This window comes from Thermosporothrix sp. COM3, assembly GCF_059696735.1.
Window position 1 is genome coordinate 5,770,932 of record NZ_AP019376.1, and the last position, 24,795, is coordinate 5,795,726.

Annotated in this window: 37 protein-coding genes; 21 read left to right on the plus strand and 16 right to left on the minus strand. The window is 48.8% G+C overall.

Annotated features, from left to right (window positions below; genetic code table 11):
• Positions 1 to 121: 121 nt before the first annotated feature.
• Positions 122 to 361, minus strand: coding sequence for a hypothetical protein (locus KTH_RS24580; RefSeq protein WP_497621493.1), 240 nt, complete (start codon positions 359 to 361; stop codon positions 122 to 124).
• 158 nt (positions 362 to 519) lie between these two features.
• On the opposite strand from KTH_RS24580, the gene KTH_RS24585 reads away from it, so the two are divergent.
• Together KTH_RS24585 and KTH_RS24590 are read left to right on the plus strand one after the other, a co-directional pair.
• A complete protein-coding gene (locus tag KTH_RS24585; RefSeq protein WP_111325496.1) occupies positions 520 to 750 on the plus strand; it encodes a helix-turn-helix domain-containing protein in 231 nt (76 codons plus the stop codon).
• Positions 751 to 1,016: 266 nt separating this feature from the next.
• Positions 1,017 to 1,247: a helix-turn-helix domain-containing protein gene (locus KTH_RS24590; protein WP_497621494.1), complete on the plus strand. Its 231-nt coding sequence runs from the start codon at positions 1,017 to 1,019 to the stop codon at positions 1,245 to 1,247.
• A gap of 326 nt (positions 1,248 to 1,573) precedes the next feature.
• Here KTH_RS24590 and KTH_RS24595 read toward each other — a convergent pair whose 3' ends face one another.
• The 5 genes from KTH_RS24595 to KTH_RS24615 all read right to left on the minus strand — a co-directional run bounded on the left by KTH_RS24595 (position 1,574) and on the right by KTH_RS24615 (position 4,466).
• The gene (locus tag KTH_RS24595) at positions 1,574 to 1,843 is read right to left on the minus strand and encodes a hypothetical protein (protein WP_497621495.1); all 270 of its coding nucleotides are present in this window, start codon (positions 1,841 to 1,843) and stop codon (positions 1,574 to 1,576) included.
• 444 nt (positions 1,844 to 2,287) lie between these two features.
• On the minus strand, positions 2,288 to 2,698 hold the full coding sequence (locus tag KTH_RS24600) for a hypothetical protein (protein WP_497621496.1): 411 nt from the start codon (positions 2,696 to 2,698) through the stop codon (positions 2,288 to 2,290).
• Between the two features lie 51 nt (positions 2,699 to 2,749).
• Positions 2,750 to 3,277, minus strand: coding sequence for a hypothetical protein (locus KTH_RS24605; RefSeq protein ID WP_497621498.1), 528 nt, complete (start codon positions 3,275 to 3,277; stop codon positions 2,750 to 2,752).
• A gap of 58 nt (positions 3,278 to 3,335) precedes the next feature.
• Positions 3,336 to 4,064 (minus strand): BRO family protein, encoded by a 729-nt coding sequence (locus tag KTH_RS24610; RefSeq protein WP_497621499.1) that lies wholly within the window; start codon positions 4,062 to 4,064, stop codon positions 3,336 to 3,338.
• Positions 4,065 to 4,265: 201 nt separating this feature from the next.
• Positions 4,266 to 4,466 (minus strand): MerR family transcriptional regulator, encoded by a 201-nt coding sequence (locus tag KTH_RS24615; RefSeq protein WP_497621500.1) that lies wholly within the window; start codon positions 4,464 to 4,466, stop codon positions 4,266 to 4,268.
• Positions 4,467 to 4,742: 276 nt separating this feature from the next.
• Between KTH_RS24615 and KTH_RS24620 the strand changes: the two genes are divergently transcribed.
• The 3 genes from KTH_RS24620 to KTH_RS24630 all read left to right on the plus strand — a co-directional run bounded on the left by KTH_RS24620 (position 4,743) and on the right by KTH_RS24630 (position 6,159).
• Positions 4,743 to 5,387 carry a hypothetical protein gene (locus KTH_RS24620; protein WP_497621502.1) on the plus strand — a complete coding sequence of 215 codons (645 nt, stop codon included), beginning with the start codon at positions 4,743 to 4,745 and terminating at the stop codon, positions 5,385 to 5,387.
• A 52-nt stretch (positions 5,388 to 5,439) separates the two neighbouring features.
• Positions 5,440 to 5,643 (plus strand): hypothetical protein, encoded by a 204-nt coding sequence (locus tag KTH_RS24625; protein ID WP_497621504.1) that lies wholly within the window; start codon positions 5,440 to 5,442, stop codon positions 5,641 to 5,643.
• A 342-nt stretch (positions 5,644 to 5,985) separates the two neighbouring features.
• Entirely contained in the window at positions 5,986 to 6,159 is a 174-nt protein-coding gene (locus tag KTH_RS24630; RefSeq protein ID WP_497621506.1) for a hypothetical protein, read from the plus strand.
• A 44-nt stretch (positions 6,160 to 6,203) separates the two neighbouring features.
• Here the strand turns inward: KTH_RS24630 and KTH_RS24635 are convergent, their stop codons facing one another.
• The 5 genes from KTH_RS24635 to KTH_RS24655 all read right to left on the minus strand — a co-directional run bounded on the left by KTH_RS24635 (position 6,204) and on the right by KTH_RS24655 (position 8,622).
• On the minus strand, positions 6,204 to 6,971 hold the full coding sequence (locus KTH_RS24635; RefSeq protein WP_497621508.1) for a protein-L-isoaspartate O-methyltransferase family protein: 768 nt from the start codon (positions 6,969 to 6,971) through the stop codon (positions 6,204 to 6,206).
• Between the two features lie 64 nt (positions 6,972 to 7,035).
• Positions 7,036 to 7,590: a hypothetical protein gene (locus KTH_RS24640; RefSeq protein ID WP_497621509.1), complete on the minus strand. Its 555-nt coding sequence runs from the start codon at positions 7,588 to 7,590 to the stop codon at positions 7,036 to 7,038.
• Positions 7,559 to 7,975 (minus strand): hypothetical protein, encoded by a 417-nt coding sequence (locus KTH_RS24645; RefSeq protein WP_497621511.1) that lies wholly within the window; start codon positions 7,973 to 7,975, stop codon positions 7,559 to 7,561. The genes KTH_RS24640 and KTH_RS24645 overlap by 32 nt, the downstream gene beginning before the upstream one ends.
• The gene (locus KTH_RS24650) at positions 7,968 to 8,390 is read right to left on the minus strand and encodes a hypothetical protein (protein WP_497621513.1); all 423 of its coding nucleotides are present in this window, start codon (positions 8,388 to 8,390) and stop codon (positions 7,968 to 7,970) included. Before KTH_RS24650 ends, KTH_RS24645 begins: the two co-directional genes overlap by 8 nt.
• A complete protein-coding gene (locus tag KTH_RS24655; protein ID WP_497621515.1) occupies positions 8,365 to 8,622 on the minus strand; it encodes a hypothetical protein in 258 nt (85 codons plus the stop codon). Before KTH_RS24655 ends, KTH_RS24650 begins: the two co-directional genes overlap by 26 nt.
• 256 nt (positions 8,623 to 8,878) lie before the next feature.
• Here KTH_RS24655 and KTH_RS24660 point away from each other — a divergent pair, with 256 nt between their 5' ends.
• Positions 8,879 to 10,249 (plus strand): helix-turn-helix transcriptional regulator, encoded by a 1,371-nt coding sequence (locus KTH_RS24660; protein WP_497621517.1) that lies wholly within the window; start codon positions 8,879 to 8,881, stop codon positions 10,247 to 10,249.
• A 33-nt stretch (positions 10,250 to 10,282) separates the two neighbouring features.
• Here KTH_RS24660 and KTH_RS24665 read toward each other — a convergent pair whose 3' ends face one another.
• Positions 10,283 to 10,411, minus strand: a complete 129-nt coding sequence (locus KTH_RS24665; RefSeq protein ID WP_497621519.1) for a hypothetical protein — start codon at positions 10,409 to 10,411, stop codon at positions 10,283 to 10,285.
• A gap of 1,002 nt (positions 10,412 to 11,413) precedes the next feature.
• Here KTH_RS24665 and KTH_RS24670 point away from each other — a divergent pair.
• The 5 genes from KTH_RS24670 (at position 11,414) to KTH_RS24690 (ending at position 15,538) form a co-directional block, all read left to right on the plus strand.
• Entirely contained in the window at positions 11,414 to 11,827 is a 414-nt protein-coding gene (locus KTH_RS24670) for a RusA family crossover junction endodeoxyribonuclease (protein WP_497621521.1), read from the plus strand.
• 28 nt (positions 11,828 to 11,855) lie between these two features.
• Positions 11,856 to 13,550 carry a DUF3987 domain-containing protein gene (locus tag KTH_RS24675; protein ID WP_497621523.1) on the plus strand — a complete coding sequence of 565 codons (1,695 nt, stop codon included), beginning with the start codon at positions 11,856 to 11,858 and terminating at the stop codon, positions 13,548 to 13,550.
• Positions 13,531 to 13,731 (plus strand): hypothetical protein, encoded by a 201-nt coding sequence (locus tag KTH_RS24680; RefSeq protein WP_497621525.1) that lies wholly within the window; start codon positions 13,531 to 13,533, stop codon positions 13,729 to 13,731. The genes KTH_RS24675 and KTH_RS24680 overlap by 20 nt, the downstream gene beginning before the upstream one ends.
• Positions 13,732 to 13,741: 10 nt before the next feature.
• Positions 13,742 to 15,118, plus strand: a complete 1,377-nt coding sequence (locus KTH_RS24685) for a CHC2 zinc finger domain-containing protein (RefSeq protein WP_497621527.1) — start codon at positions 13,742 to 13,744, stop codon at positions 15,116 to 15,118.
• Positions 15,119 to 15,265: 147 nt separating this feature from the next.
• Positions 15,266 to 15,538: a hypothetical protein gene (locus KTH_RS24690; protein WP_497621529.1), complete on the plus strand. Its 273-nt coding sequence runs from the start codon at positions 15,266 to 15,268 to the stop codon at positions 15,536 to 15,538.
• Between the two features lie 14 nt (positions 15,539 to 15,552).
• Here KTH_RS24690 and KTH_RS24695 read toward each other — a convergent pair whose 3' ends face one another.
• Together KTH_RS24695 and KTH_RS24700 are read right to left on the minus strand one after the other, a co-directional pair.
• Complete coding sequence (locus KTH_RS24695) at positions 15,553 to 17,229, minus strand: DEAD/DEAH box helicase (RefSeq protein ID WP_497621531.1); 1,677 nt, start codon at positions 17,227 to 17,229, stop codon at positions 15,553 to 15,555.
• Positions 17,222 to 17,437, minus strand: coding sequence for a helix-turn-helix domain-containing protein (locus KTH_RS24700; RefSeq protein ID WP_497621533.1), 216 nt, complete (start codon positions 17,435 to 17,437; stop codon positions 17,222 to 17,224). The genes KTH_RS24695 and KTH_RS24700 overlap by 8 nt, the downstream gene beginning before the upstream one ends.
• A 203-nt stretch (positions 17,438 to 17,640) precedes the next feature.
• Between KTH_RS24700 and KTH_RS24705 the strand changes: the two genes are divergently transcribed.
• The 10 genes from KTH_RS24705 (at position 17,641) to KTH_RS24750 (ending at position 23,371) form a co-directional block, all read left to right on the plus strand.
• The gene (locus tag KTH_RS24705) at positions 17,641 to 18,360 is read left to right on the plus strand and encodes a hypothetical protein (protein WP_497621535.1); all 720 of its coding nucleotides are present in this window, start codon (positions 17,641 to 17,643) and stop codon (positions 18,358 to 18,360) included.
• Positions 18,338 to 19,096 carry a PD-(D/E)XK nuclease family protein gene (locus tag KTH_RS24710; RefSeq protein ID WP_497621536.1) on the plus strand — a complete coding sequence of 253 codons (759 nt, stop codon included), beginning with the start codon at positions 18,338 to 18,340 and terminating at the stop codon, positions 19,094 to 19,096. Before KTH_RS24705 ends, KTH_RS24710 begins: the two co-directional genes overlap by 23 nt.
• On the plus strand, positions 19,093 to 19,326 hold the full coding sequence (locus KTH_RS24715; RefSeq protein WP_497621538.1) for a hypothetical protein: 234 nt from the start codon (positions 19,093 to 19,095) through the stop codon (positions 19,324 to 19,326). The genes KTH_RS24710 and KTH_RS24715 overlap by 4 nt, the downstream gene beginning before the upstream one ends.
• Positions 19,319 to 19,693, plus strand: a complete 375-nt coding sequence (locus tag KTH_RS24720; RefSeq protein ID WP_497621539.1) for a hypothetical protein — start codon at positions 19,319 to 19,321, stop codon at positions 19,691 to 19,693. The genes KTH_RS24715 and KTH_RS24720 overlap by 8 nt, the downstream gene beginning before the upstream one ends.
• Before the next feature lie 275 nt (positions 19,694 to 19,968).
• Complete coding sequence (locus KTH_RS24725) at positions 19,969 to 20,232, plus strand: hypothetical protein (protein ID WP_497621541.1); 264 nt, start codon at positions 19,969 to 19,971, stop codon at positions 20,230 to 20,232.
• 288 nt (positions 20,233 to 20,520) lie between these two features.
• The gene (locus KTH_RS24730; protein WP_497621543.1) at positions 20,521 to 20,811 is read left to right on the plus strand and encodes a hypothetical protein; all 291 of its coding nucleotides are present in this window, start codon (positions 20,521 to 20,523) and stop codon (positions 20,809 to 20,811) included.
• A 128-nt stretch (positions 20,812 to 20,939) separates the two neighbouring features.
• Entirely contained in the window at positions 20,940 to 21,812 is an 873-nt protein-coding gene (locus tag KTH_RS24735) for a DNA cytosine methyltransferase (RefSeq protein ID WP_497621545.1), read from the plus strand.
• Complete coding sequence (locus tag KTH_RS24740) at positions 21,809 to 22,291, plus strand: hypothetical protein (RefSeq protein WP_497621547.1); 483 nt, start codon at positions 21,809 to 21,811, stop codon at positions 22,289 to 22,291. Before KTH_RS24735 ends, KTH_RS24740 begins: the two co-directional genes overlap by 4 nt.
• A gap of 20 nt (positions 22,292 to 22,311) precedes the next feature.
• Positions 22,312 to 23,004: a DUF6610 family protein gene (locus tag KTH_RS24745; RefSeq protein ID WP_497621549.1), complete on the plus strand. Its 693-nt coding sequence runs from the start codon at positions 22,312 to 22,314 to the stop codon at positions 23,002 to 23,004.
• Position 23,005: 1 nt separating this feature from the next.
• The gene (locus KTH_RS24750) at positions 23,006 to 23,371 is read left to right on the plus strand and encodes a hypothetical protein (RefSeq protein WP_497621551.1); all 366 of its coding nucleotides are present in this window, start codon (positions 23,006 to 23,008) and stop codon (positions 23,369 to 23,371) included.
• A 64-nt stretch (positions 23,372 to 23,435) separates the two neighbouring features.
• On the opposite strand, the gene KTH_RS24755 is transcribed toward KTH_RS24750, so the two are convergent.
• Together KTH_RS24755 and KTH_RS24760 are read right to left on the minus strand one after the other, a co-directional pair.
• The gene (locus tag KTH_RS24755; protein ID WP_497621553.1) at positions 23,436 to 23,759 is read right to left on the minus strand and encodes a phage holin; all 324 of its coding nucleotides are present in this window, start codon (positions 23,757 to 23,759) and stop codon (positions 23,436 to 23,438) included.
• 15 nt (positions 23,760 to 23,774) lie between these two features.
• The gene (locus KTH_RS24760; RefSeq protein ID WP_497621555.1) at positions 23,775 to 24,785 is read right to left on the minus strand and encodes an N-acetylmuramoyl-L-alanine amidase; all 1,011 of its coding nucleotides are present in this window, start codon (positions 24,783 to 24,785) and stop codon (positions 23,775 to 23,777) included.
• Between the last annotated feature and the right edge of the window lie 10 nt (positions 24,786 to 24,795).

The following is a 24,795-nucleotide window of genomic DNA, read 5'->3' on the forward strand; positions in this document are numbered from 1 at the left end:
CTCCAATGAATATGTACATTCAAATGAATATCGTCTTTTCACTTAAACGTAATGATGAGGCAAAAATAACATCGTTTACCTGTGTTGATTTCTTTGCTCCCTTGCTTTTTTGTTTCCTCTCTCAACGTGTATTTTTTCGTTGTTCATGCTGGCCTTCTAGCTGCTTCACTATAAGAGCCATCGCCTTCTCTCCTACCAGCTCCCTCAAACGGTTGTGGAGATTTGCTATCTGTTCCATTCGCTTTGTAATGAATGTGTGTTGAGATGTGCCTTGCGCCAGGCCAGACAGTCCACGTTGAGCTGCTTCATATTCCTCGCTGATCTGAGCCAGTAAACGTGTAACTTCGCTGTTTTGTGTCATTGCTCCCTCCAACCCTATGAACCATAATGGTTTTAATCATCCTGGTTATAAACATACGATTACCCACATCATGTTGTCAAACATCGTGAAAAATACCATGCTATTCTAAATCAAGGTGGCTTGGTAGACTCCTCTATAGTTGAACCAGGGGAGTCAGCATGCTATTTCGTTTAAAAGTCAAAGAAATCGCTCAGCAAAAGGGACTGAGTCAGAGGCAGCTTTTTCTACAGTCAGGGGTCGATATCACGATTATCAGGCGAATTTTCCACAATCCGCACACCAATATCACTCTGGAGACGCTCGCGAGAATAGCGAAAGTGCTGGAGACGGACATATCTGAGCTGGTTGAGAGCGTGTCAGGTGACGAGAAGAATGGCGAGGGAGTATAAGAGCCCCCTGAAGGCGTCGTAACATCGATATTTTGCGGGGATGCATAAATCTGTGCACCCCTGCAAATGTATGCCCGAATTTTGGCCAATTTGGGACGGTAGAGCGTATGTCAGCAGATGATTTTGTATTGTCTGCTTTCCTTGCTGATGACCTTGAAAATACCGAGATCATCGGGTGCAGGAGCAACAACTACAGACAATTTTCGGGGGTTTCTTTGGTTTCTGTAGTTCTGTAGTTCTGTAGGTTGTGTGGATGAAGGAGCTAAATGATGAAAACCCGACTACGAGTGAAAGAAATTGCCAAGAAGAAAAACATGTCTATGACGAGGCTGCACATAGAAAGTGAAGTCCCTTATTCAACCATAAGAAATATATTTAAGAATCCTTTCCAGGGTGTCACCACATACACCCTGACAAAACTTGCCAGGGCATTAGGCGTGGAGACGCGTGACCTTCTGGAAGATGTGCCAGATGAGGCAGATGAGCCAGCCGAATAAGCATTCCCTGCATGGCGAAAGCTGTGCAGGATGCTGGTAGAAAGCAGGAAGTACTGTCATCTGTACGAACATACGTAAGTATGATATAATAGGATTATCCCGTTACGTTCAACGGGGCAGGATTTTCGTTGTTAGTGAACACAACCACAAACAGAACAAGAAACCTGCGGGTGGTCAGGCCAGCGGGTTTTCTTGTTTTTTGGTGCAATCCCTCAAAGGGAATTTCCCCAAAATTGCCTGTTTTTCCCCCCAGACTACCAGATTGAGCTTTCAGCTTCTGTATGCCCCAAAATTTCAAAATTTTGGGCCGTAGAGCATTCATTAGCTTAAGATGTTGAGTCGTCAGCAGGAAGTTCACTGCCGATGAATTGTTGACGGGCATATTCACGCTGTTGAAGGAGAGGGCAACACGTCATCTGGCTTGTGGAGCCTGCTAGAGGCCAGTTGTTGACATGTTGACATTGTTGACAATAGGCGATTAAAAAAGGGGAGCGAAAGAAAATGTTGACAGAGCAGGGAATGTTGAAGAGATGTTGAAGCTCTCCTTCCACACGTAAACCAGCGCTACAAGCAGCCTGAACCGAATTTGTTGACATGTTGACACTGTTGATAGTGGAAAAGAAAATTCTCCTTTTCTTTTCGCAAGAAAAAATTCTCTAAATCATTATCTTGTCTGTACAAATAATAATAATAATAATACATAACATAATATTATTATTACGTTATGTTGTTAGTACAAATTAGTTTATTTTATATTATAGAGAAGTCTTTTTTTAAAGTTAATTGTCAACAACGTCAACATGTCAACAAAAGGGCTTCAATTCCCTGCTAGAGCCAGTTTAATCGTTGAAGAGGAACCTCAACACCATTCAACACAAAACCGAAGCGTCAACACTTTTCCCTCTGCTCTGGCAACAAAAAAGAAGCCCCTGCTGACCGTCGCAGGGGCTTGACACTATTTGAGCTCGATCACCAGCTCAAGAATTCGACACACATCAGCGGCAACCCACCAAAATTCTCCGTAGGTATCAAGCATCTTCTCAAATGCCCAGAGGGCTACGAATCTCGGTCTTATTGTTGAACATTTTATCTCCGCAATAGATATTGCGGCGTCGGAACGGCTCTGGCGTTCGTTCTATCAGATACTGAGTTTTGGCAGGGTAATACCAGGGAATAGGGAGCTTGAAGTTGAGAGTTTGCGGCCAGGACGGGCAGGGAACGTTGTATTTCTGGCAGAGGTACTCAACCGATGCGGCGCAAAAGGCGGCCCACTGGAGCTGTGAAGGGGTCGCCTGCTCTGGCAGGTGAATTGGTTCAGAGACAAGCTGAGAGCGATCATCAACGGAGTAGACGAACCATTCGTTCATGAAGTTTCCGAGAGCGATCCAGGGATCAACGCCCTGACAAATCTCTGCAAAGGCTCGTTTCATGGTTTGCTTCTGATAGTTCATAGACGTTCCCTCCTTATACCCATTATACGATATGAGGAGGAAGGGGAAAACTTACTGCGGGAAGCAGAATTCCAGCGTATTTCTGACTTCGTAGATCTGCTGTACTCGTCGCGAGAAGTGGCGATCCAGAAGCTGTTGCGCTTGCTTGCGTGTTCGTATTTTGAGTTGCTTTGCCAGGGCGTCAATGTCTGGTAGATCTTTTTGTCTTCCTGCTAGCAGCTTCAGTGCAAGTATGTACTCCTTTGGTGGCACATAGACTTCCAGGCATTTGAACCTTTTCCAGGGGACATACTTCCCGGGAAGGCCAAGCTCGGTGAGGAAATCATCAACCAGATCGTTAAGCCAGGTAACAGGGAGCTGCTGTTTCCTGGCAATGGAAACAACGGACTGCTTAAATATCTGGCGATCCTCAATATGCAGAAAGACAACATCGACATCGTTGGTCGCTTCGCGGTTGCGGATCTGGGTCAGCATGTACGCACCGCCAACGATCATGATTTGAACGCGTGACGTAAGTTGCTGTTTGCATAGCTCTTTGTCGAGTTCCTTGAGCAGCTTTTCAATGTCCTTGCGATTCATCTTTCATCTTCCTTGCTGTTTATATGCGCTGATACTTTGTGCTGTGGCTGGTCTGGAACTATGAGATTTTGCCGTGCTTGAGTAGCACTTCAAGCTGTGCCTGGAGCGCTGCAGTGTCGTAGTGCTTCATGCAGGAAGTACGAAGAGTGTTGACTGTCAGAGTCTCCACGCGCTCCAGGTGGCGCAGGTTTTCACGCTGAATGTGCTCAGGATTCGGCTCTTCCAGGAGCAGTGTCGGAGCTGGCGGCTGTTTTTCCCGCTGGCTCTGCGGAGTGAGCACGCTTTCAACGGTTCGCTTGTAGTGTTCAGCGGCGCGTAGCACCTGCTTGAGAGCCTCAATGTAGGGAACTGGCAAGAGGTCGCGTAGCCCTTGCAAGGGGGTCCGGGTCTGCGGTTGGTCGATTTTCTGTGCCTGACTCATTTTCGCTTCTCTGGGCTTCATGGCGAAGTAGGTTTGAGCTGCTGCAATCTCTTTTTTGCGAGGATCGCCGTTCACGGCTACCAGATAGCAGGCGTAGCGAGATAGATGGTAGTCTTGTATTGTTTTAAAGCCGCCATTGGGCATAGGGGATGTTTTAACGACGCCGTTAAAATGTTCTTCAGTTTTGTGACCACTGTTCTGACAAGCGAGCTTCGCCCGTTCAATGGCATCTTCAAAATTGTGCCATGCTGTATATCCCAGAAGTCCCTGAAGATCGCGAGCACTCCAATATTCGTGCTCGTTCTCAACACGGCGAATCTGATCGAAGGGTGATGACGATGTGTGTATAGATGGTGTAGAATGCACCTGTACTCTTCCTTTCATCTTGTTGAGTTAACATACGAACTTGCGTACAAACGACAGAATTGAAGAATCGCAGAAAGTACAGATTGTGGTATACTGAATCTGTACTTTCTTGGGTGTCCAGTGGAGCTAGTTTCTCAGGCTTGCGGAGCACTGGACACCTGGGCTAAGCGGCCTCTTCTTCTTCTGATTTTTTTTCTCTACTCAGTTGCTACTTCGCCTTGCTGCATCTTCTTTCAGCTTCTTAATGCGCTCAACATCTTGTGCTGCTAGATAAGCTCGTCTGTCTAACGGAAACCTACGTTTTTCCAGTTTAAGCACTTTTATGTAGTAGTATACGGTCGCACGTGTTACCTGAAGCTGATTTGCAACCTCTTCAAGAGGAATATAATTTTGTGCTGCCATCTCTCCCCTTTTTTTCTTGGTTCGTCTTTGAAATGTCATTGGAACCTCATTGAAGGTCCATTAACATTTTATAATACCATCTATAAAACTGTCAAATAATTTTGATGAAAATAAATTATTGTGGATTTTTATTGACAAGTGTAGAGAGGTGTTATATACTACTCTCAACGAGGATATAACCTCACAGAAAATAAAAAAGCGCGTCGCCTGCTCCCAATCGCCAAACCGGACAGCAGATCGACGCGGTACAAAATTGTACAAAGGAGATTCTATCAGATGACTACAGCACTCGCAACCCGCACATCTCGCAAGCAGGCCGTCCGCAAGCCCTATCATCCTGTCGTACTGATTCGTGTGTATGACAAGGCGACAGGGGCAGTCCTGGGCTACCTTGCCCCCTCTCGCGACAACTCCAAATACTATCAGGTGACATGCGACGAACATGGCCGCTGGCATTGCACCTGCCCGGCGACGTGCGAATGCGTGCACATTCGCGCCGTCAAAGAGATGTGCGAGCTTCGTGTGAAGCTTGGTCGCCCTGGTTGCAAACCCCCGATGCAGCCTGTCGTCACTGAGCAAGATGAGAGAGCGCAAGCCACTCCTGCACCGGCACCTTCCGAGCAGGATGAGAGAGCGCAAATCAAAACGCGCATTCAGCAGATAGAAGATGATTTAGCGTTGGGCTCTCTGATTGAAGGCGGACTTTCTGAAGAGGAGGTATCTCGTCTTCAGGACGAGATTTCTCAGTTGAAAGCGTTGCTGCAGACCACCGATCCTTTATCGCCATCCTCTCAGGCTGAAAGAGTCTCTCCGAGAATCCCATACGGCGTGAAGATAGGAAATACGCCGTCAGCGCCTGCAAACGATTGGCAACGTTGTGCACCACTCTCTTCCAGCTCTGGCTTTTCGTTCATGCGGTAAGAGCTGGACAAACCAGCTCCGTCCCTACAGATCAAAGAAAGAAGGACATATTATGACACTTGCAATCTGCTCGTCTCATTTTGTTCAGTGTATGACTTGCAAGCAGACTGTTCCAGCGGAGCAGGCGTCTGAGTATGGTATCTGTGAACAAACTGGCCGCTACGATGAAAATGGCCGGGAAATCTACCGTCTGACAAAAGAGGTTCAGTACCAGTGTGAAGCCTGCGAGATGGCCTATTTCGCATCATTGTGCTAGGTGGGAAGAGGGGAGTGCGATGCTGCATCTCCCCCCTTGCAAGGAGCAGGGCAGTTCCAGAGTCTGGCTCTGGCTTCCCTTTGCTCTCTTATTACTAGTATATTGTAGTTCTTTCTAACAAACTACTGTTAATGTGTTAAAATTGTATAAAGATTTGTAGGGAATATGAAAGAAACATTTGAACACCTTGCAAACATCTGTTCGCTCTCTTATAATGCTTACAACAGAACAAGCGAACGACTTTTTTAAATCTTATACTAAAATAACAATTCTTTCGCTTGTTTAACTGGAAGGCGTACATCATTGATTGAGGATGAACCTCTAGAAGGCCAGGTGTGCAAGATGAATGACGTCATTTATGAGACCGTTGATCATTCTGACGAAGAATATGAATTTATTTATTTTTCTGATGGAAGTGTTGGGATTGTAGATATTAAGAAAGTATGTACATTCGTGCTATCATCCAGCGAAGTGGAAAATCTTCGTCAATTTTTAAATGAGCGCTGTAAAAATTAAAAGGGGAGAGGGCAGAGCAGCCCTCTCTTTTCTTTTTTGTTGCTCTACGACACGCGCCAGAACTGCCACCATTTGCGCTGGTGCACCTGGCTAGAGGGCACATAGCGATCCTTCTGCCAGGTCCAACCGACCGGGCGCGGTGAAACCAGCGGTACGAAGTAAAGGGTATTGGCAAAGGCGTTGATCACTTCCTGCTTGACTTCTCCTCGCCTCTTCTCGACCCTGAGAATATCCCCATATACACGCCCATCTCTATACTGGCCAGTAGGCGCGATGAGCCGAGACTGTTGCTCCGCCATCTGATCGAGAAGATCTTGTTCCACATGATCCTGAGAAAAGGCGCAACCAAAAATCATCCGATCGAAGGGGGCAGAGTGGGGCAGACCTTCAGCGGCGTCGCCCTGCATGATGGTCACATTCTCTATGCCGAGTTTTGCCAGACGATCCTTCGCAAACTCGACGCGTTTGGGATCGCGCTCTACCGAGTAAACGTGCTTGCATAAGCGGGCCATGATGGCTGTTTGATACCCCGTCCCGGTGCCGCCTTCAAAGACAGTTTCCTTCCCTGTAAGAAATAACAAGGCACACATGCGGAAAATCACCCAGGGTTGACTGAGCAAGCCCGCCCGACCTCTATCTGTGTAAACATACGGCAAGAAGTCGCTCAGCTCTTCTGGCACGAAATGCGCTCTGTCAATCTCTTCAAACAGCTTTACAAGCTTCTCGGGATACGGGTGAAATTGTTTCGCGCTCTCCTTGATAATATCGAGAAAGGGCCTATCATGATCGATTCGTATAAACTGTGGTGGCATGTTTGCTACCTCCTTTATAGCAAGAGAGGAGGATGTCATACTCCTCTCTCTCAGTATACTCGTTTTAATAGTTCTCGTTTGGATCAAAATGTTCATATATCGACAGGTCTTCGTTCCCGACTCCTCCATCTTCTTCATCGCGCCGCTTGTAGGGCCGGTATTCCGTCGCCTCTGAATCATCCCACCCTGTGCCTTCATATCCACCTCCGCTACCTCCGCCGGAGATCTCCTCGCCATTCTGCGCCACCAATAAGCTTGCACCGATGGCATAGAGCAGTACAGCCCCTGCTGGCACCTGAGGCGAAAACTGGCGACGACCAGCCGTCGTCACTTCTGGCCTTCGCTCTTTCGTGAAGGTATGCAGGAACGCGTTCACGCACACGACCAGGCCGATACCAACGATAAGCGCGACAAATTTGCGAGCTGGTGACCACTCAGGACGGCCAACCTCACGAAGCCGCCCGAAGAGATACCGACCAGCCGCGAAAAAGCCCCGTTCACGGAGCTGCTCAAACGTCTCACGCGAAACGGACGGGCTCCCCCATGTCTCAGGAACCCGGTTTGCCTCATACAACGCCTGCAACCAGTCAGCGATTTTCTTTCTCATCCATTGAAGCATGTTCTGGACCCTCCCTGTCCTGTATGTGTGTCTTTTGATGGCACATGATGATTACATGATCGTCCCCTGATCGCGGGGACAACATTTCCGCGGCAAGCATGCGGGCCGTTTCTTGATCGATTGCGAGCACTTTGATATCGAGGATCAGCTCCGCCCGAAACAGAAAGATTTCCTTGCCCGGTGGTGGCTCCACAATCTCAGCGTCTGCCAGGGAGAAAAGCCCAGATTCCTCCCTCCCCAGAGGGTTACAGAAATACTGTTTCCCGTCAAACGAAGCGATCGTATAGGGTGTGTCAGGCTCATCGGCCTCATAGCCAATCACATGGACCAGCTCCCCTTGCATGGTGCGATACCAGCAGTCTTGACGAAACAACGCTTTACTCATGGGTTTGCTCCTGCTCAGAGAGAACGCCAAGTGCCCAAAGCATCGCAATGGCAAGCTGACGAGCATTCATAGTGACAAGCAGATGTATGAGCACCGTTGTGATGGACCAGTTCTCTGAGGAGACATCAGCAAGCAGCTCGATGACAACCCGTTTCTGTTGCTCTGGCGAGAGGTGTTTGACCGCTTGCAGAAGCTGTTCCAGGCGGTATTCTGGAATGCGTCGGGGATGGTGTGACGGCACACGTCGAAAATCGTCGCTCACGACCTCCGCGCCACACTCCCGGCACTTGTAGATGTCCAGATGCCCCCGTAAGAACCAGTACTGGCACGGCCCGTGACACGTCGGCTCAAAGCCAAAGATGTGCTGGTCAACCAGTGCAAAAATGGCGTCATTGCTCAAGGTCGTCTGCTTCATTTTTCTCTCCTTCCTTCTCGATCGATTTCAGTAGCTCTTTGTCCTGTTGTCGGTGTCCGATCCGTTCGAGAAACTCCCCAAGAAGCTGGTCGCCTTTCAGAAGCTGGATTCTGCACTCAAAATAGGCAGGATCATTTGCCGCCTCCAAAAATACGCGACGCGCTTCCTGAGGATCAGATCCACTGTACAGGGTATAATCGCCTGCTTTGACTGTGTAATCTTTCTCTACCATCAAATATCTCCTGTTTCTCATCTCTCAATCGTTGTATCCCTAAAGAAGTATAACTATCTATAATGAGAATACAAGCTGAAAATGCAATTTTGAATGTATGAACAAGCTTTCTTTTCTCCAATTTTTCTTCTTTCTACAGATTTCAACATCTCCTCAACAAGATGCCGTTTTTCCACTCGACAAGTATTTCTAATCATGCTATGCTAAATACCAGATATACAGTTTTGTGGTTTATTGTAAGAAGGGATGTAGGATTATGACAAAACGGTCTAAAAGATTAAAATTAATAGAAGCAAGGACAAGCAGGGATTGGACGCTAGAAACAGCTTCAAGCCACATAGGCTGTGCTCCTAATACGCTGAACCGTTGGGAATTAGGAGCCACCCCATCAGCCTATTATCGAGCCAAATTATGCAAGGTGTATGGATCGTCAAAAGAAGAACTAGGTCTGGATGACGAGAACATACCAATGCCTGTAAACACCACACAGGAAACACATAATCTTCAAACCTACATCCAAGCCGATCTTACAACTCAACTCATGGCAATAACATTCACTCCCTCTGAATCCTGCTGGATGCTACAGCAGGAGCTTTCACGTATTATCGATGAGGCAACAGAACCTATGCGAACAGAAGCATTACAACGGGTCGCATTACTCCCCTTACTGTTAAAAGGGAGATCTGACAAACGTACAGCAGAAGAAGTAATTCATGAGTGCGCGGCGGGCCTCACTGCTTGTGGTTATCTGGCGGCAGGCGAGCGAAAAGAAATGGAGTGTGCATACTCCGTTCTGGGAAGTTACGTGCCTCTCTTACAAGCAGCAGCACAAGGAAAGTATGAGCATGTAGCACTTGCACTTCTTTCTCAGACGTTCCAACTCAAGTCTAGGATCAGCTACCATCTCGAAGGAACAAAAAAAGCCTTGCTGTATGCGGAACAAGGAGTTTCCTATGCGAGACAAAGTCAGAACAGAGCGTCCCTTGTCCTGGCTCTCCGAGAATTAACCGGCGCTTATGAATGGACTTCGGGGTATCAGAAGATGAATGCTCTTCAGTATGCAGAAGAAGCAGCCTATCTGATAGAACAAAAGCGACACACGAAAGTTTCCCCCGTAATCGAGTCATGGGTTTACACCGGTCTGGCGAAATACCAGGCGCTCCATCGGAAGCCGGAAACCTTTGCATCCCTGGCGAAAGCCGAAGAAACCTTTTTTGCGAGGGAGGCAAATACAGAACATATTCCCCCTTACATTAATCATAGCCATGCCAGATTAATAAGGCATCGAGGAATTGCATTTGCCTATCTTGGTCGGCAAGATATCGCGTTGGAGACTTTTGGGCAGATCATTGATATCGAAAGTGGAAACTTCAATGCGAAATTGCCCGTCGCAGCCCGCACTCATCTGGGCATTCTGAGCGAAGCCATGTTTGCATCTCTCAAACTTCCACGAGCCAAAAAGGACAAAGAACTCTCCATCGCTCTCTGGAAAGCTGTTGTGCTTTTTGCGCAACGACTTCAAAGCGAAACCTATCTGAACGAAGCAAACTTGGGCTATCAGATCATGGAAGGGATCTGGTCGGGTGATAATGATATCATAGAATTACAGGATTTACTCATTTCCTAAAAAGCCTTCAAGAAGAAGGCTGCTGAACCAAACTCAGCAGCCTCCCTCTTCGCTCACAGCAACCTGCCCCTGATTCGTGGAGCAGGCCAGCACTTTCAGATCCTGCACTGCTTCAACAGCCATATCCCAAACATCCCATTGCGTTGCAACGGTACCGCTCACCTTCGCCTTTCTGACCTCTGAAGGACTGCAACCAGCATACCAGGCATTTGCACGGAATAGAGCGCACAAGAGAAAACTATGACAAAAAAAGAAGAGCACTATGGCGCCCCTCTTTTTTGAACGGTTTAGCAGAACTGTCTGAAGCGAACTTGGGCTATCAGATCATGGAAGGGATCTGGTCGGGTGATAATGATATCATAGAATTACAGGATTTACTCATTTCCTAAAAAGCCTTCAAGAGGAAGGCTGCTGAACCAAACTCAGCAGCCTTCCTCTTCGCTCTCGGTAGCCTATCCCCTTGCAAGGAGGAAACTACAGACGGGTTTCTGTAGCTTTCTTTTTTTTCTGCACCTGTCTGTAGTTTCCATTGGCTTTACAAGCCAATGAAGTCGCAAAGTACAGAACTACAGAAATCAAAGAAGTCCCGAAAATGGTCTGTAGTTTCTTGTGCCGTGCAAGGGGTACAGTGCAGGATGTCCATACAACGCTATCTATTCTAAAATAGTTATTATATTCATAATAATATTATTATCATAATAATATTATTATGAATATAATTATGTCGTAAGTACAACAGTCTTGTCATAACAAGATATCTTATTGGAGAGAGTATTTGTACGGACAACATGAGGAATCTTCCAGGGAAGAGAGGCAACCCCTTGCACGGTAAAAACTACAGACGATTTTTGGGTGTTTCTTTGGTTTCTGCAGTCTGTAGTTTCTGTAGTTTTGCTCGTTTGGCTCTACAAGCCAGTGCAAGCTATAGGTAAAGAGGAGAAACTACAGAATTTTGTTTGTAGTTTCTTTTTTTTATAACTTAGCTTTTGACAATTTAATTAAAGTTTTGACAAGTTAATTAAACTTTGGTATACTTGACTTCAATAAAAGCCTGCTTTATCCTGATGAGAAGGGCTGTGACCTAAGGAAAGGTTGCAGTAGGATAAAGGTTCAAACCCCTTTTCTTGAGAAGGAAGAGAAATAAATGAAAAGAAGGTCAAAGTTATGACAACTATTGAACAGATAAATAATCTCATTATTTGTCAAGGAACACTCCCTTTACCTCCCTCAATCAATCGATCCTACCAGGTAGTTTCTGGCACACGTCGCCTGGCCTCATCTCCGAAAGCAAAACAATTCAAGGAAGAGGCCGCATGGATGTTGCAGGCGAATGCTCAAGTGAACTGGGAGGCTGTTCGGGTAATCCGTGAAAATAAGCAGAAAACTCCACTTCAAATGACTTTAAAGTTCTACCTGCCATCACTATGGATGAGAGATATTGATGGCGGTATCAAAATCTCCCAGGATGCTGTGTTCAATTTTCTTGGCCTCAATGACAACCTGGTTGTCGATCTCCGCGCGGCTAAAGCTGTGGACAAAGAGCGCCCGCGAACAGAAATTGAAGTGTCCTGTAAATAAAGTTCTGCGAATAAAAAGGAGAATACGTATGGTTGCCGCACCCTCATCTCTTACCGCAAAGCAGGCGGCCATGTACGACCAGCGCGCCCGAGACTATTTTACCAACCTCAAGGCCGGTAAAAAGCCTCAAAACAGGCCCGATCTGGGGCCTGATTGGGAAGATGTGGCAGACATGCTAGAAGCCCCATATGAGAGAGCTAAAGGCGATCCAGAGGCGATAGAGAGGGTCTTTACAGCCCTTGCTAAAACGCATCCGGCTCTCGCTGATCTCCTTTCCACACCATCAGCTCCCCTTGCAAGGGCACAAGAGATCGGCTTTCCAGAATTGCCTGAACAGGCACACTTACCAGAAGAACTGAGTCGGGGGGCCTGCCAATACCTGGAAGTATATGAAGCTTTCAGTAAGCAGGCCTCGCCAGAGGGCTATGAAGCATACCATGTATTTTGTGGTATGTGGTTGCTTTCAACTGTAGCATCGCGGCGGGTCTACCTGCCTCTGCAAACGAAGCGCATTTATGGAAACCTCATGATTGCGCTCTACGGCAAGTCCAGTGTATTTGCCAAAAGTACAACCGCACAGGTTGCAGTGGACGTTTTGTTCAACGCCGGTCTGGGGCATTTGCTGGCCCCGAAGCGAGTGTCGCCCGCGAAATTGCTTTCAGATATGGCAGGCGTGCATATTCCAGCACAATATGAGGATCTGGATGCACAGGCGCAGGAACGGATCAGAAAACGGTTGTCGATGGCGGGCCAGCGTGGATTGTACTTTGATGAGTTTGGAAAATTCGTGCAGTCTGTTTTGAGACGGAACAGCACAAATGCTGAATTTGTCTCGTTATTCCTGGAGCTGGATGGCTGTCCATCAGAATTTGATTCAAGCACCATTTCACGTGGATCTGAGGTCATCAAACGGCCTTATCTCTCTCTGTTGGGTTGTATGACACCGCCTAACATTCGCGAAAATGCAGGATCTGGAGCTGATTTCTGGACAGACGGTTTCTGGGCACGATTTTCGTTTGTTGCGGCACCTCCTGTCACACCAAAAGATGCAACTCTGGAGCTTGGCGAGTTGCTCATCCCAGAAGAACTGGTCCGGCCCTTGCAACGCTGGCATGAGCGTTTAGGCGTGCCAGCTTGCGAACTGGAGCCTGTGACAGACAAGAATGGGAGTCCGACCGGCAGATACAATATCGTTCGTGAAGAGTTGCCAGAGACCCAGGCAACCATGTCATCAGAGGCATACGAGGCCTATAAACGCTATCGCACGGCTCTCAAAAAGCTGTTCTGGAGCTTCCCACATGAGGATTTTAATGCCAGCTATACCCGCTTGCCAGAAACGGCATTGCGGATGTCTTTACTCATGGCAAGTCTGGAAAACAACAACCATATTGAGCTGCGCCACTGGGCAAAAGCGCAGGAGCTGGCGGAAATTTTGCGCCTGAGTCTCCATGAACTGTATGCGCAGGTGAACTTACCCGCCTCGACAGAGACTGAAGGAGCCAAGCTTGAAGACGCTATCATGCGGATCTTCAAGCGACAGGGAGCGCTAACGTTAAACACATTGCGAACCTCATATCTCAAGAAATATTCTTCTAAGCAGCTAGAGGATGCTTTGAAGGCGATGATACGAGCCGGTATTGTCGAGAAATATGCGACATCTCACAGTGAGAAATACAGATTGAAGGAAGAGGAGCCTGAAGAAGATGGGACAGATGACAACTGACTATTACCGACTTTCGTCACTTGATGTCGAGATCTATGCGAACCAGCTTGCAGCCTTGCTGATTCGACAAGCGGTGGGATCGAAAGAGACGCAAGACTATCTGAGTGGCTTCAATGCCTTAGATCAGGAGCGAATCAAGAATGAGCTTTTGAAAATCATAAGAAAGCTGGATAGACGATAGGAGGAAGCATGTGGCGTATACATCTGCAAAGATTGACCTGGTAACATTGATTGAGCAAAAAGCGGGAATAACGCTAACCCTTGAAGCCAATCACTATGAATTCGGGCCTGAATACTGGGGGTCATGCCCGTTCTGCAAACGCGGAGATAATCGCTTTCATGTATGGCCAGAGGGATCCAGGCCGCATTATTGGTGCCGCATTTGTGGTAAGGAGGGGTCTGCACCCTGGTTTTTGGTTGAATATTGCAACATGTCTTTCGGTGAAGCATGTGAGGAATTAGGAATTGAGGATGATGATATGTCTACCTATACTGCCCCTTCTCTCGCTCAATTGGTGAACAATAACAGACCACCTCACCAGGCCTGGCAGAAAGCCGGGAAGGAAATTGTACAGATGGCCACTCATTATCTGTGGCATTCCTTGCAAGGTCGAGAGTCCCTTCATTATTTGATAGGGAGAGGGTTGACTGAGGAAACCATAAAGAAATATCACCTGGGCTATATGCCGCTCAAGAAAGATGGAAGATGGTATATGGACAGCTTTGAAAACTGGGGCATAGAGCCGACAGAAGAGCAAAAGAAAAAGGGTGGGGTACGCGTCCCCAATGGGATCATTATCCCCTGGTTCGAAGGGGATCGGCTTTGGAAAATAGCTATCAAGAGGCCGGGTGAAAAAATGGACTATGGTCAGGTTATGGGCAGTGCTGAAGGACTGTATGGAGTACATACGATTAGGCCAAACGCGCCTGTCGTGATGGTAGAGGGAGAGTTTGACTGCTTGTCAGTGCTGCAAGAGGCAGGCGACATTACCGGTTGTGTCGCCACCGGGAGTGCTACGCGAGGGCGCTTGATGCGTTGGATTGCAGAGCTATCGCTTGCCTCTCATGTGCTGCAGGCGTTCGATGCGGATGAAGCGGGCTATCAGGGAGCTGATTACTGGCTCCGCGTCTTGCCTAATGCAATACGTTTTCCACCATTCGGCTATAAAGATGTCAATGAGATGCTTCAGAAACTGAACACGGAACGTGATGGCTACAGCGTTCGGCAATGGGTGCAGGACGGCATCTGGGCTGCACAGTTGCCGCCGCCCGATGCGCCGCCGGTGATATCGGAACGGAAAGCTGAGACTCCGATAGGCCGACCGGAAATCCAGCGCGCTCTTGATATCCAATCTGAGTACGAGCGCTTGATTGGCTCAGAACACGTCATGACGCCCGATGGCCCTGGCCGTATATGGGATATGAGCCAGCTCCGGCAACATATAGAAAGAGATAAGATCAGGGTTACGCTGGATCATTTGAAAGGTGCGCCGCCGCCTCATGGAGCTACGCGGCTCTACCCTTGCAAGGATCTCATGTTAGAACCTGCGCAAATTGAGACATTTTGAAGCTTTGTAAGGTTAACTTTATGAAAGTTAACCTTACTGTTGTAATCTTGGTTCTCTGATGGTATAGTTTTACAAGGAATTGTATACGTATGCAATTCCCTACCCCGATTCCCCTGCTACCATATCCAAAGAGAGGACCGACCAGAAATGACTGATAAGAAGGAAGAACGATCTGAACAAGAAGAGCAGTCCGAGGTACGTATAGTATATGATCCGGAGCGTGGTGAGGAGCGGCGTGCTTTGACTCTACAGCAGGCCCAAAGAAAATTGGGCATATCTTACACAGCACTGCTCCCTATCCTCAAAAGGAATAACGTGAGAAGGTTCAGACTAAAATTTGGGAAAGAAATTTTTGTCTGGGAAGATGATGTGCTCGATCTTTTAACTCCTCAGTATATTGATGAGGAGCAAGAAGCATAAAAAGACCGCCATTCTCAGGCGGTTTCTTCGCGTTGTTTTGCTGCTTTTCGGGCTTTCTTTTGTTCAAGTTTGGCCTTATGCTCACTGATGAGATCAGATGCTTCGCCTTTGGTCATTCCGTCTCGTATTGGAATGCGGTACCAGCGAAGCATCTTTGCTTGTTTGCCTGCGGGATCAAGCGGCTGGCTTCTCCAGGCTGCGTTTCTATCTAGCAGTTTGACTGAGCCTGGATCTTCCAGAAGCTGATGTGCTCGCTTCTCAGCGTATTGAAGTGCGTAATCAAGCGGCTGTGCCTTGAGCCAGCGCTGTCCCTGGAAATCAGGTGCGAGACGAGCGCAAACATCATAGAGCTGAGTCCATCCAGAAGAAGAGCATGGAACTAGAGCTATGCGGTGTTTGCGAGGTCCCACTTCTAACACATACAAGCCTCCAGGCTTCTCCTGCCATTCAGGCAGAGCGAACAGATCAATCTCCTTATCTTCATGCCGTCTCTCGTTGAGTTTGCGAATGAGAGCGCGTTTCTCGCGTGCCTCTTGTTCTGCTTTTTCTTTCTCCTCTCGCTCTATTGCTTCTGTGAGCAGCTCGCCACCATTGATCTTTAATCCCAGAGCCTTGCTAATATTTTGCGGTGACAAGCGGAGCCTGTAGCAATTGTCTGTGATGTCCAATATGAGGCAGTATATTTTGTTCGGGGCGCGTCTCGCTCCTCTCCCAATGCACTGAATGTAGAGACTGTTACTTTGCGTAGGCCGCGCCATAATGACGCAGTCTACTGCTGGCAAGTCAAAGCCCTCAGTTAAAACTAAGACATTTGTGAGTACCTTCAAAGATCCATCTCTAAGCTGACTATAGAGTCTGGCACGCTCCGTGAGGGAGGTTGTGCCAGAGACGACAGCGGCAGGAATACCGGCCTGATTGAACGCTTCTGCAACATTGTGAGCATGTTCTACGGAAACGCAGAAGCAAATAGTTCTACGTCCTACGGCATGTTCCTGGTATGCCTCGACTATTCGCTGATTCCTCGCAGGTGTGTCAATAGCGTTTTCAAGTTCCTTCTGGTTGAAGTCAATTTCGCCATCGGCATTTCTGGAAGATTTAATGTTGTCTAGACTTGTCTCCGTTCTAATGGCGATGCTGCGGATATCAGAGAGCAAGCCCTGCTGGATAGCATCTTTAATGTCCATTCGGAAAAGCGGTTTTCCGAAGATTGGTTCTAGAGATTTGCCGTCCAGTCGCTCAGGTGTCGCGGTGACACCGAGTCGGAACGCATTAGGAAGAGCATTGAGAACCTTCTGATACTTTGGTGCAGGCGCATGGTGGCACTCATCCACGATGATGAGCTTGTAGTTGAACTTATGAAGGTTCTTCAGGTGCTTGTCGCGGGAAATAGTGTCGACTCCCGCGACAGTAATCGGTGCGCCCCACTCGTAAGAACCCCCGCCTACCTTCCCTACTATTGCAGAGCTGTCAACCATTTGCAGCTTTTCACGCGCCTGGTCAAGGAGTTCGTCACGATGCGCCAGGATGAGGATGTTGATGCTCTTCAGCTCCCTTGCAAGGGAACTGAAGAACACGGTTTTCCCCCAGCCAGTAGCGGCGACTATTAATGCCTTGCCGTCCTCTGGTCGTTGCTTGTAGGCTGTAAGGACAGCTTGCAGAGCCTCTTGCTGATCGGGACGAAGTTCAATCATTTCGTGTCTCCTCCTGTGTCTCCTGAGGAGTTTTTGTAGCGCGCTGGCGAGCCTGTTCAAGATAGGCCTCTACGTCTGAAGCTTCGACTCGGTATCGATTTCCAATATTCGCCGCTCTCAGCTCTCCTTTGTGTATCAGCTCGAGTACTGTTTGCACATGCAAGTTCAAGCGTCTTGCAACATCTTTGGTGGTAAGTAGATGCTCCATTGTCTTTCCTTTCTTGTACTTTGATTAAGTTGTAAAAATAATACCACATTTTACTAAAGTATGCTATAGTATTGACAAGTTAATAAAACTTAGTTAAACTTAGCAGTGTGAGGTGTTTGGTTCTTACATTCTGTCTGTTCCCCTCGAACCAGACATCTCAGAAGTTTTGAAAAGTTTTGAAGAGAAGAAAGGTAGATGAACACATGGCAACGAAAGTAAATCCTCTTGATCTGATCGACAATGAACTTGCAAAAGCAGCAGCTCCAAAACCAGCCTCAAAACGCCCGGTTTTTCTCTTTTTGAAAGAGGGACAGAAAGCACTGGTTCGTCCTCTATACAATCTGGATCAAGTGATTGTTCTGCAAAAACATAACAAGTTTGCTCCAGATGCTGAGAATCGCGTGAACGCAGTTTGCGCCGCTGAAATTGGCAAACAATGTGCATACTGCCAGCGCGCCGTAGATGACAAGAAGCTGAATGCTCATACGGTTTTCTACTTGCCTATCTATGTGTACAAAGTCATCGACACCCATACCGGGCAGACGATGACGTACAAAACGGTAGAGGATGGATCAGAGGTGGAAAAGCAGATAGCTGGTTACCGTGTGCTAGAACTGACGAGTTTTGGAACCGCGGGCATGATTCTGAAAGCGTTCCGAAGCTATATGCGCGATCCTGATAGTGGCGGCTCTATTACTGGCTGTGATTTTACCATTGAGCAGGTCGGCTCTGGGCAAAGCAAGGCCTTTGTGGTTATGCCTAAAACGCCAACAGCTCTAGCCTCCCAGATTCAGGCTGCTATTCCAGGCCCTGACCTTGTGCGAGAGCGCATTCTAGAAGCGTTGTCGCCTGCTGTTGTTGAGTCACGTTCCACGCCTGTCGCGCCTGTTCCTGAGGTGGATGATGACATTCCAGAATTCTAATAAGCCCAACTTGAAAGCTCTGGCCGCTTTACTGCGGCTGGAGCTTGATGATATGTTCAATTCCTGGGAGGCTTCCAAACCTCTCAGGACAGGTGCACCTCATGCCTCTGCCATTCTGGTGCCTGAGTCGGAATGGTGTCCACGGCGCCATGTGCTTCTGGCTCTTCATCCTGAGCAAGCAAGGCGTCCTGAAGCAAAGCCCTGGGACGCCTTGCAGAATGCAGTCTTCTTGCATGGCTGGCACCTGCATGAGAAATATCAAAAGCTCTTCTCTGACTTTGCCCGTGTGATTGAAGTCGAGAAGAGCCACTTCGATGAAACCCGTTTCTTGCACTTCACTCCTGATGCAATCATCCAATTTGGTTCTTACAAACTGATCGTGGAAATAAAGGGGTATAAGCAGGAAACCTGGCAGGCGCTTGACGAGCGTGGAAATCCGCCTGAAGCAGCCTGGCATCAATGTAATCTTTATTGTCACCTGTTGAATATTCCCTATGGTCTGGTGCTGGTTGAGAATAAAAATACGCAGAAGGTGAAAATGTGGGCAATTGAACATGATAAAGAATTGGCCCAGCCCTATACCAGGAGGATGTATGAGGTGGTAGGCGGAGTGATCAAAGCCCAGAAAAGCGGGCGTCTCCCTGCAAGGAAATGTACTGCTCCTGATGAGCCGCGAGCACAAAAATGCCCAGTGCGTGAGCTCTGTTTCTCTCTAAAGAATGGAGCTGAGATATGACAGAAGAGCAACTATTGCAAAAGATAGTGCAACTATTGCAAAAGATAGTGCAAGTGTACAAGGAACAAGAGCAAGAAATTGCAGCCTTGCAGGGGTTGGTGCGTAAGCTCCAGGCTTTTGTGAGCAAGTCATTGCCGCCGCCGGATGATAAGGAAAGTTGGGAAAAAGAAAAAGAATGCTTAGATGCTTGGGCTGAAACCTTGCAAGGGAAGGGAGAAAATCATGCTTAGAAAACCGATCCTATCCGCCCGTCAACGGGCCGCGCTGAGGCGAGAGCAGCTCGCTGATATGCCGACTCAGATCACCAGCATAGTCAGGCCTTTTGAAACCGAGCCTCTTTTGCCTGTAGATTCGCAGGGCCGGCCATATGTGCGGATTGAGTCTCAGGAGCGGGATACCTTGAAGCTCGTTGAGCAAGCCGTTGATCAATACGTGAAAGCACGGAAAACATTCCCTTCGGTCATATTGTTGTCTGCAATTAGATTCTTGGAGATTGGCTTTTCGCTGAAATACTACTACCCGCTAGAAGTTAGGGGACTTGCGATCCCCTACCGGTATGATCCGGCGGGAGCTGGCTATGACGTGTTGTGCAGGTGAGAGATTTTCAAGGAGAGAGGAATGATGGAAGGAAAATTAGAGGCAGACGCACTCACGCGTCTCAAAAACGCGCGCGATGCGTTTAAGGCCTGATCGAGGTCAACTTTGTCGCCCAGGAAGCAGGTTGGGGGGAAGACGAGCGTGAAGCGTATGTTCTGGAACAGACCCAGAAGCTAAAAGAAGCACTTGGTCTGGATAGAGAGTTTTGTATTCTGTGTGGGCATTGGTATCAAAGTAAGCCTGAGCCACACACCTGCTCATAAAAGGAGATACATATGCATATTTTGATGGGAATAGTTGCAGTGGAGGGCGGCATTATCGCCGTCCTCTTGCTCATGCTGAAAAGAGAGCGCCACATTCAGGACGCTGAATGCGCGGAGTTGCGCCATTCGCTTCAGCAATGCCTGGAGCGAGTCCACGTGCTTCAGCAAGAGGCGCAACAACACAAGGTGCAACAAGACGAGCCTGAAGAGGTGGATTATGAAGGGATGCTTCGGGCCCTCTTGGAGCCATTTGAGGATAGGAGGCAAGAGAGGTGAGGCGGAATCAGAGAACAGGACGAAACGAGCCAAAATGATGAAAAAGATCATATTCGTCTGCTTGAGGCCCTGGATCGGCATAGCGGCCCAGTTGTCCTCTCTGGTTATGCTCATCCGCTCTATGATCAACGATTAGCCCACTGGCAGCGTGTGAGCATGCCAGCACTGGCAGAAAAGGGGCAAGTGCGTACAGAGGTGCTCTGGCTGAATCGAAAAGCTGTGCGGCGTCAGCTCAGTTTGTTTGAGGAGGGAAGCGCGTACGCGTTCCCGCAAGAAGGGGAATAGGGCATGCAAACAATCATTTTTATCGTGATCTTTGTGGTGCTGATCATCAATTTGTTTGTGTTGTTTTTGGAACGAGCACGCCTGCAAGCTCGTTTGCGCCAGGAACGGGAATGTCTGTTCCGCTGGCAGCAACAGGCGCGCAACCAGAATCGCATTTTGCAGACATTCTTTCCTGAAGCGGCTAAAAAAATAGAGCAGCTTCCATATATTCCTGATAGTGTGGAGCGCGAGCGCCGTGTCTTTGAAATTATTACCGCTACTATACTTCATGATTCGAGAGAGGATTTGAAATGATGCTTTTAAGTATGTTGGTCTTGCGCGTTCGCTTGATGCGTATGAAGGCAGCGCAAGACAGAAATGAAGCGCGACCAATATTATTCAAAATTACTTCAACATCTGCTTCAGCATTTGGAGGGGCACCCATGAAAATGCTGTCGCTGTGCTCTGGGATCGGTGGTGCCGATCTGGCAGCCGAATGGGCAGGAATACAGGTTGTTGGTCAAGTTGAAATTGATACATTTTGCACGCGTGTCTTACAGCAGCTTTGGCCGCAAGTAGCGCGGATGCGCGATATTCGTGAGGTACGAGGCGATGAATTTGGGGAAATCGATCTTCTGGTTGGTGGATTCCCTTGCCAACCCTTCTCTCAGGCAGGGAAACGAAAAGGGAGGAGCGACGAACGCAATCTCTGGCCTGAAATTCTCAGGATTCTTGGCAAAATGCACCCACGCTGGTTTGTGGGAGAAAACGTCCCGGGGCTACTCTCAGTTGACGCTGGACAGGTTTTCGGTGGTATCATCGCCGACCTGGACGCGTTGGGGTATGATGTGGCGTGGGCAGTCTATGGGGCTCACGAGGTTGGAGCCTCCCACCGACGCGATCGTCTCTTCATTGTGGCCTACTCCGGCCGCGAGCAATCCCAACGACGGGGAAGCATTGGAGAGTTGGAAGCAAAGAAGAGAAGCAGTCCGGAAAAAGGCCCGCAATGGGAACGGATTTGGCATGCCACTGAGCATAGCAGTGCGATGGCACAACACCGCACAAGTACAGGATGCTCAGTGGCTCAACCCCGAGTGGGTAGAATGCCTTATGGGCTTCCCACCGGGATGGACCGATATCAAAGCCCAGCCCAACCAGGAGAGTCACAATACCTCTGGGAACCTCCCAGAACTACAACCCAACGGGATCCCAACCGAGCAAAACGGCTAAAAGCTCTTGGCAATGCCATTGTCCCTCAACAAATACTTCCAATTTTTCAAAGTATTGTTGAGATTGAGCGGAGGCAAGAGCAATGAGTTCTTTAGATCAACAATCCCTTTGGGTTGAAGAGGCGGAGAGCCAGAGCAGGCCGAAACGAGCCAAAATCCCGCCCCTTGCAAGGGCAGAAGAAATCTATCGGGAGCTTGCTCGGCTGAAAGTTGGCGACAGCGTCCCCTCAAAAATATATATCTGTGATTATACAACAAGGGAAATTCCCCCCTGGAAAGTTGTGCGTCTGGAAACACTAATGAAGGCGATCAAGCTAACGGTCGTCGATCCTGAATCGAGAAAGCAAGAATTGATTCAACAATCCTGGGTAGCAGTCGACGTTATCGCGTTGCCCACAAAGACATTGGCTACCCCGCTCTATACCTATCGCGAGGGGGCATCCCCTCACTGTAGCAATATGCTCAGAGACATCAGGCAGCGAGCCCGGCAGCTTGCCGAGCAAATAACGGGTGTGAAGGTTGACGACGATGACGATCCGGAAGAGGATCCCGACGACGACGAGTAGCCCTTGCAAGGGGGGAAGAGATGGACTTGATTTACTGTGCGGGCGGAAATATTGGCTTGCAAAGAATCGCGCTAGAAGAGGGCTGGCAGCTCGGACAGCGTTCTGATGCGACACCCTCTCCATTCAATATGACATTTATAGATATTAACTACAAAAAGGCAGATTTCGAGCGTCACCTTGAGATAGTCCGCCTTTTTCGCCCCAAATATGCAACTGTACCAGATCTGTCTGCTAAGCAGACAGATCTCAGCGAGATCAAACGGGCAATGAAGCAATACGAGCAGCTCGCGGAATATTGCGAGGTCCCCCTGGTAGTCCCTAAGCTGTCCGAACAGCTTCAGTTGCTCCCACCAGACGTCGCCATTGGCTTCTCGGTGCCGAGCAGTTACGGCGCGGCCCAGTTCCTCCCGTGGGAATTGGCCGGGCGACGCGTCCATCTGCTTGGTGGCAGCCCCAAGCGACAGATGGAGCTGTATAGGTATATTTCCATCTTCGCAACAGTTACGAGTGTGGATGGTAATTATGCTCAACTCATGGCGACGAAGTTCGCCGAATACTGGGAAGCAGGGCGCTGGCATAATCATCCTGCTATTGAAGAGAAAAAGGAAAATTTATATTACGAATGCTGGCGCATATCCTGTCGGAATCTCCGGCAGGCCTGGGAGAAGATCACAGGCAAGGCTGAATGCGCTGTTCCTTGCAAGGAGAGATGAATTGGAACATAACTGGAGAGACGATCCAAACGCGCGCCGCTTGCGGACACATCTTCAAAGGTGTGTCCCCCCGCGGATTCGGGACTACCTTAGGAAAGGTGGGCCAACGCCTGAAGATATCGAACAGGTTCGGGGGGTCACGCGAGATATCGCCAGAGCTGGCGACCTGATCCTGTACCCTGACGGGACAGGACGTGAACAGCCCTATCTCGATGAGCTGGTTGAGGCTGTTGCTCTCCTGGCCTTTGCACCGGGGGGCATAACCGTGATGGGGCTTCACTTTGACGCGACCATAATAGCGCAGGAGGCACCTCAAGACGAACTGACACAGCTTCTCAGCGATATTGATAGTTTATTATCGTTGTGAAATTTGAAGAAATTATTGTAGAGAAACAAGAGGTTGACTTTTTGACGAGTCAACCTCTTTTCGCTTATGATTTAGGCTTCTCAACCTGATTCATCGCCCTGACAGCAGCCTCGAGAGCTGCATTAATCAGCGTCGGGTTCATGCTTTTTAGCCCAACGGCCTGGAGCATGGCAATAATCAGGTCAACGGCCTTTTGTCGTTTCTGCTCTCCAGGCAACCCGTCAAATTGCTGCTCAACTGCCAGTACTGCTGTGTGAGCAACCTCTTGCACGGTCCGTTGTACCTGCTCTGGCAACCGGGCGTAGAGCCGCGGCAAAAGCAGAGCAGAAAGCAGCACAATAAAAGGGACAACCAGGTTGATGAGCATAATAAGCTGTTCAAGTGTCACTATTATGAATCCTTTCTATTTGATTGATTGAAGGGCTGTAAGAGCCTGCTTTGCTACCTGTTGGTACTGAGCAAGCTGCTGCTTCAGCTTCTCGACTTCGATAGCATGATTCTTTCCTTTTTCGGCTGCAAGCTGATCCTGGAGCTGTTTCACCTGGCCTGTGAGGCGGTCGTACTCGCTACGGAGTTTGATCCATTCTTGCCCGCTCCAGGCCTCAAAAACGCCCTTTGCCGGTGTCCATTCAAGGGTTGTCCAGCGGAAGCGTTGTTGCGTGCCGCCACCCAGGCTCGGATTACTGATCTCAAGCGGGGTTGCTCCATGCTCACTCTCAAGCGGCCAGTTCCCGGGGTGCCATGCGTGAGCAAGCACGTAGTCGCGAAAGCCCTGCACCACTTTGACCCCGTTCGGTGCGATCAGCGTCTTGCCATCATCTTTCCAACCGTTTGGTATTCCCATTTTTTGGTCTCCTTCATTTTTATTCAAAAAACTCCATAATTCATCCCAGGGATAGGGCCCGGGGCAGCCGGTGCGGTTGACTGGATCCATTGAGAAATGGCCTGTAATGCCGCCCCGGGCATCAGCATAACGCTTCGGGATTCCCCACCGCTGGCAGATGTCCTTGATGAGCTGGAAACTGGCACGCTTCTGCGCCTCTGTCAGCTCATCTGAATTATCAGTGCTTGGCTTGATATGCTCAATGGCGATGGTGACGAGATTCGGATTGAGGCCTAGATCTGACCACCAGGCGTCATGATGCACACTGTCGCCGCCGGTCCCTGCCGGGCCTGTAACCGCTCCATTGGCCCAGGCAGCATCATCTTCACTGACACACTGATAGATCTCGCCATCAAGTCCTATGATGTAGTGCGCGCTGGCCTGAGTAGCGGGATCTGCGAAAAAGGCCGCGCAATCGTATGCACGGTGAAATCCCGCCGTCCCATGCAGGATGAGCCAGCGCGGTTGCTGGCCCTCGCGACCTTCCCAATGATGCGCGGCCTCTAGCCACTGGATATTGAGATTTGCCATAGAGAATCTC

Excerpts from the sequence above, each read along its gene's own strand:
- KTH_RS24580 (WP_497621493.1), bottom strand. The coding sequence starts at position 361 with ATGACACAAAACAGCGAAGTTACACGTTTACTGGCTCAGATCAGCGAG.
- KTH_RS24585 (WP_111325496.1), top strand. The coding sequence starts at position 520 with ATGCTATTTCGTTTAAAAGTCAAAGAAATCGCTCAGCAAAAGGGACTG.
- KTH_RS24590 (WP_497621494.1), top strand. The coding sequence starts at position 1,017 with ATGATGAAAACCCGACTACGAGTGAAAGAAATTGCCAAGAAGAAAAAC.
- KTH_RS24595 (WP_497621495.1), bottom strand. The coding sequence starts at position 1,843 with ATGTCAACAAATTCGGTTCAGGCTGCTTGTAGCGCTGGTTTACGTGTG.
- KTH_RS24600 (WP_497621496.1), bottom strand. The coding sequence starts at position 2,698 with ATGAACTATCAGAAGCAAACCATGAAACGAGCCTTTGCAGAGATTTGT.
- KTH_RS24605 (WP_497621498.1), bottom strand. The coding sequence starts at position 3,277 with ATGAATCGCAAGGACATTGAAAAGCTGCTCAAGGAACTCGACAAAGAG.
- KTH_RS24615 (WP_497621500.1), bottom strand. The coding sequence starts at position 4,466 with ATGGCAGCACAAAATTATATTCCTCTTGAAGAGGTTGCAAATCAGCTT.
- KTH_RS24620 (WP_497621502.1), top strand. The coding sequence starts at position 4,743 with ATGACTACAGCACTCGCAACCCGCACATCTCGCAAGCAGGCCGTCCGC.
- KTH_RS24625 (WP_497621504.1), top strand. The coding sequence starts at position 5,440 with ATGACACTTGCAATCTGCTCGTCTCATTTTGTTCAGTGTATGACTTGC.
- KTH_RS24630 (WP_497621506.1), top strand. The coding sequence starts at position 5,986 with ATGAATGACGTCATTTATGAGACCGTTGATCATTCTGACGAAGAATAT.
- KTH_RS24635 (WP_497621508.1), bottom strand. The coding sequence starts at position 6,971 with ATGCCACCACAGTTTATACGAATCGATCATGATAGGCCCTTTCTCGAT.
- KTH_RS24640 (WP_497621509.1), bottom strand. The coding sequence starts at position 7,590 with ATGCTTCAATGGATGAGAAAGAAAATCGCTGACTGGTTGCAGGCGTTG.
- KTH_RS24645 (WP_497621511.1), bottom strand. The coding sequence starts at position 7,975 with ATGAGTAAAGCGTTGTTTCGTCAAGACTGCTGGTATCGCACCATGCAA.
- KTH_RS24650 (WP_497621513.1), bottom strand. The coding sequence starts at position 8,390 with ATGAAGCAGACGACCTTGAGCAATGACGCCATTTTTGCACTGGTTGAC.
- KTH_RS24655 (WP_497621515.1), bottom strand. The coding sequence starts at position 8,622 with ATGGTAGAGAAAGATTACACAGTCAAAGCAGGCGATTATACCCTGTAC.
- KTH_RS24660 (WP_497621517.1), top strand. The coding sequence starts at position 8,879 with ATGACAAAACGGTCTAAAAGATTAAAATTAATAGAAGCAAGGACAAGC.
- KTH_RS24670 (WP_497621521.1), top strand. The coding sequence starts at position 11,414 with ATGACAACTATTGAACAGATAAATAATCTCATTATTTGTCAAGGAACA.
- KTH_RS24675 (WP_497621523.1), top strand. The coding sequence starts at position 11,856 with ATGGTTGCCGCACCCTCATCTCTTACCGCAAAGCAGGCGGCCATGTAC.
- KTH_RS24680 (WP_497621525.1), top strand. The coding sequence starts at position 13,531 with ATGGGACAGATGACAACTGACTATTACCGACTTTCGTCACTTGATGTC.
- KTH_RS24690 (WP_497621529.1), top strand. The coding sequence starts at position 15,266 with ATGACTGATAAGAAGGAAGAACGATCTGAACAAGAAGAGCAGTCCGAG.
- KTH_RS24695 (WP_497621531.1), bottom strand. The coding sequence starts at position 17,229 with ATGATTGAACTTCGTCCCGATCAGCAAGAGGCTCTGCAAGCTGTCCTT.
- KTH_RS24700 (WP_497621533.1), bottom strand. The coding sequence starts at position 17,437 with ATGGAGCATCTACTTACCACCAAAGATGTTGCAAGACGCTTGAACTTG.
- KTH_RS24705 (WP_497621535.1), top strand. The coding sequence starts at position 17,641 with ATGGCAACGAAAGTAAATCCTCTTGATCTGATCGACAATGAACTTGCA.
- KTH_RS24710 (WP_497621536.1), top strand. The coding sequence starts at position 18,338 with ATGATGACATTCCAGAATTCTAATAAGCCCAACTTGAAAGCTCTGGCC.
- KTH_RS24715 (WP_497621538.1), top strand. The coding sequence starts at position 19,093 with ATGACAGAAGAGCAACTATTGCAAAAGATAGTGCAACTATTGCAAAAG.
- KTH_RS24720 (WP_497621539.1), top strand. The coding sequence starts at position 19,319 with ATGCTTAGAAAACCGATCCTATCCGCCCGTCAACGGGCCGCGCTGAGG.
- KTH_RS24725 (WP_497621541.1), top strand. The coding sequence starts at position 19,969 with ATGCATATTTTGATGGGAATAGTTGCAGTGGAGGGCGGCATTATCGCC.
- KTH_RS24730 (WP_497621543.1), top strand. The coding sequence starts at position 20,521 with ATGCAAACAATCATTTTTATCGTGATCTTTGTGGTGCTGATCATCAAT.
- KTH_RS24735 (WP_497621545.1), top strand. The coding sequence starts at position 20,940 with ATGAAAATGCTGTCGCTGTGCTCTGGGATCGGTGGTGCCGATCTGGCA.
- KTH_RS24740 (WP_497621547.1), top strand. The coding sequence starts at position 21,809 with ATGAGTTCTTTAGATCAACAATCCCTTTGGGTTGAAGAGGCGGAGAGC.
- KTH_RS24745 (WP_497621549.1), top strand. The coding sequence starts at position 22,312 with ATGGACTTGATTTACTGTGCGGGCGGAAATATTGGCTTGCAAAGAATC.
- KTH_RS24760 (WP_497621555.1), bottom strand. The coding sequence starts at position 24,785 with ATGGCAAATCTCAATATCCAGTGGCTAGAGGCCGCGCATCATTGGGAA.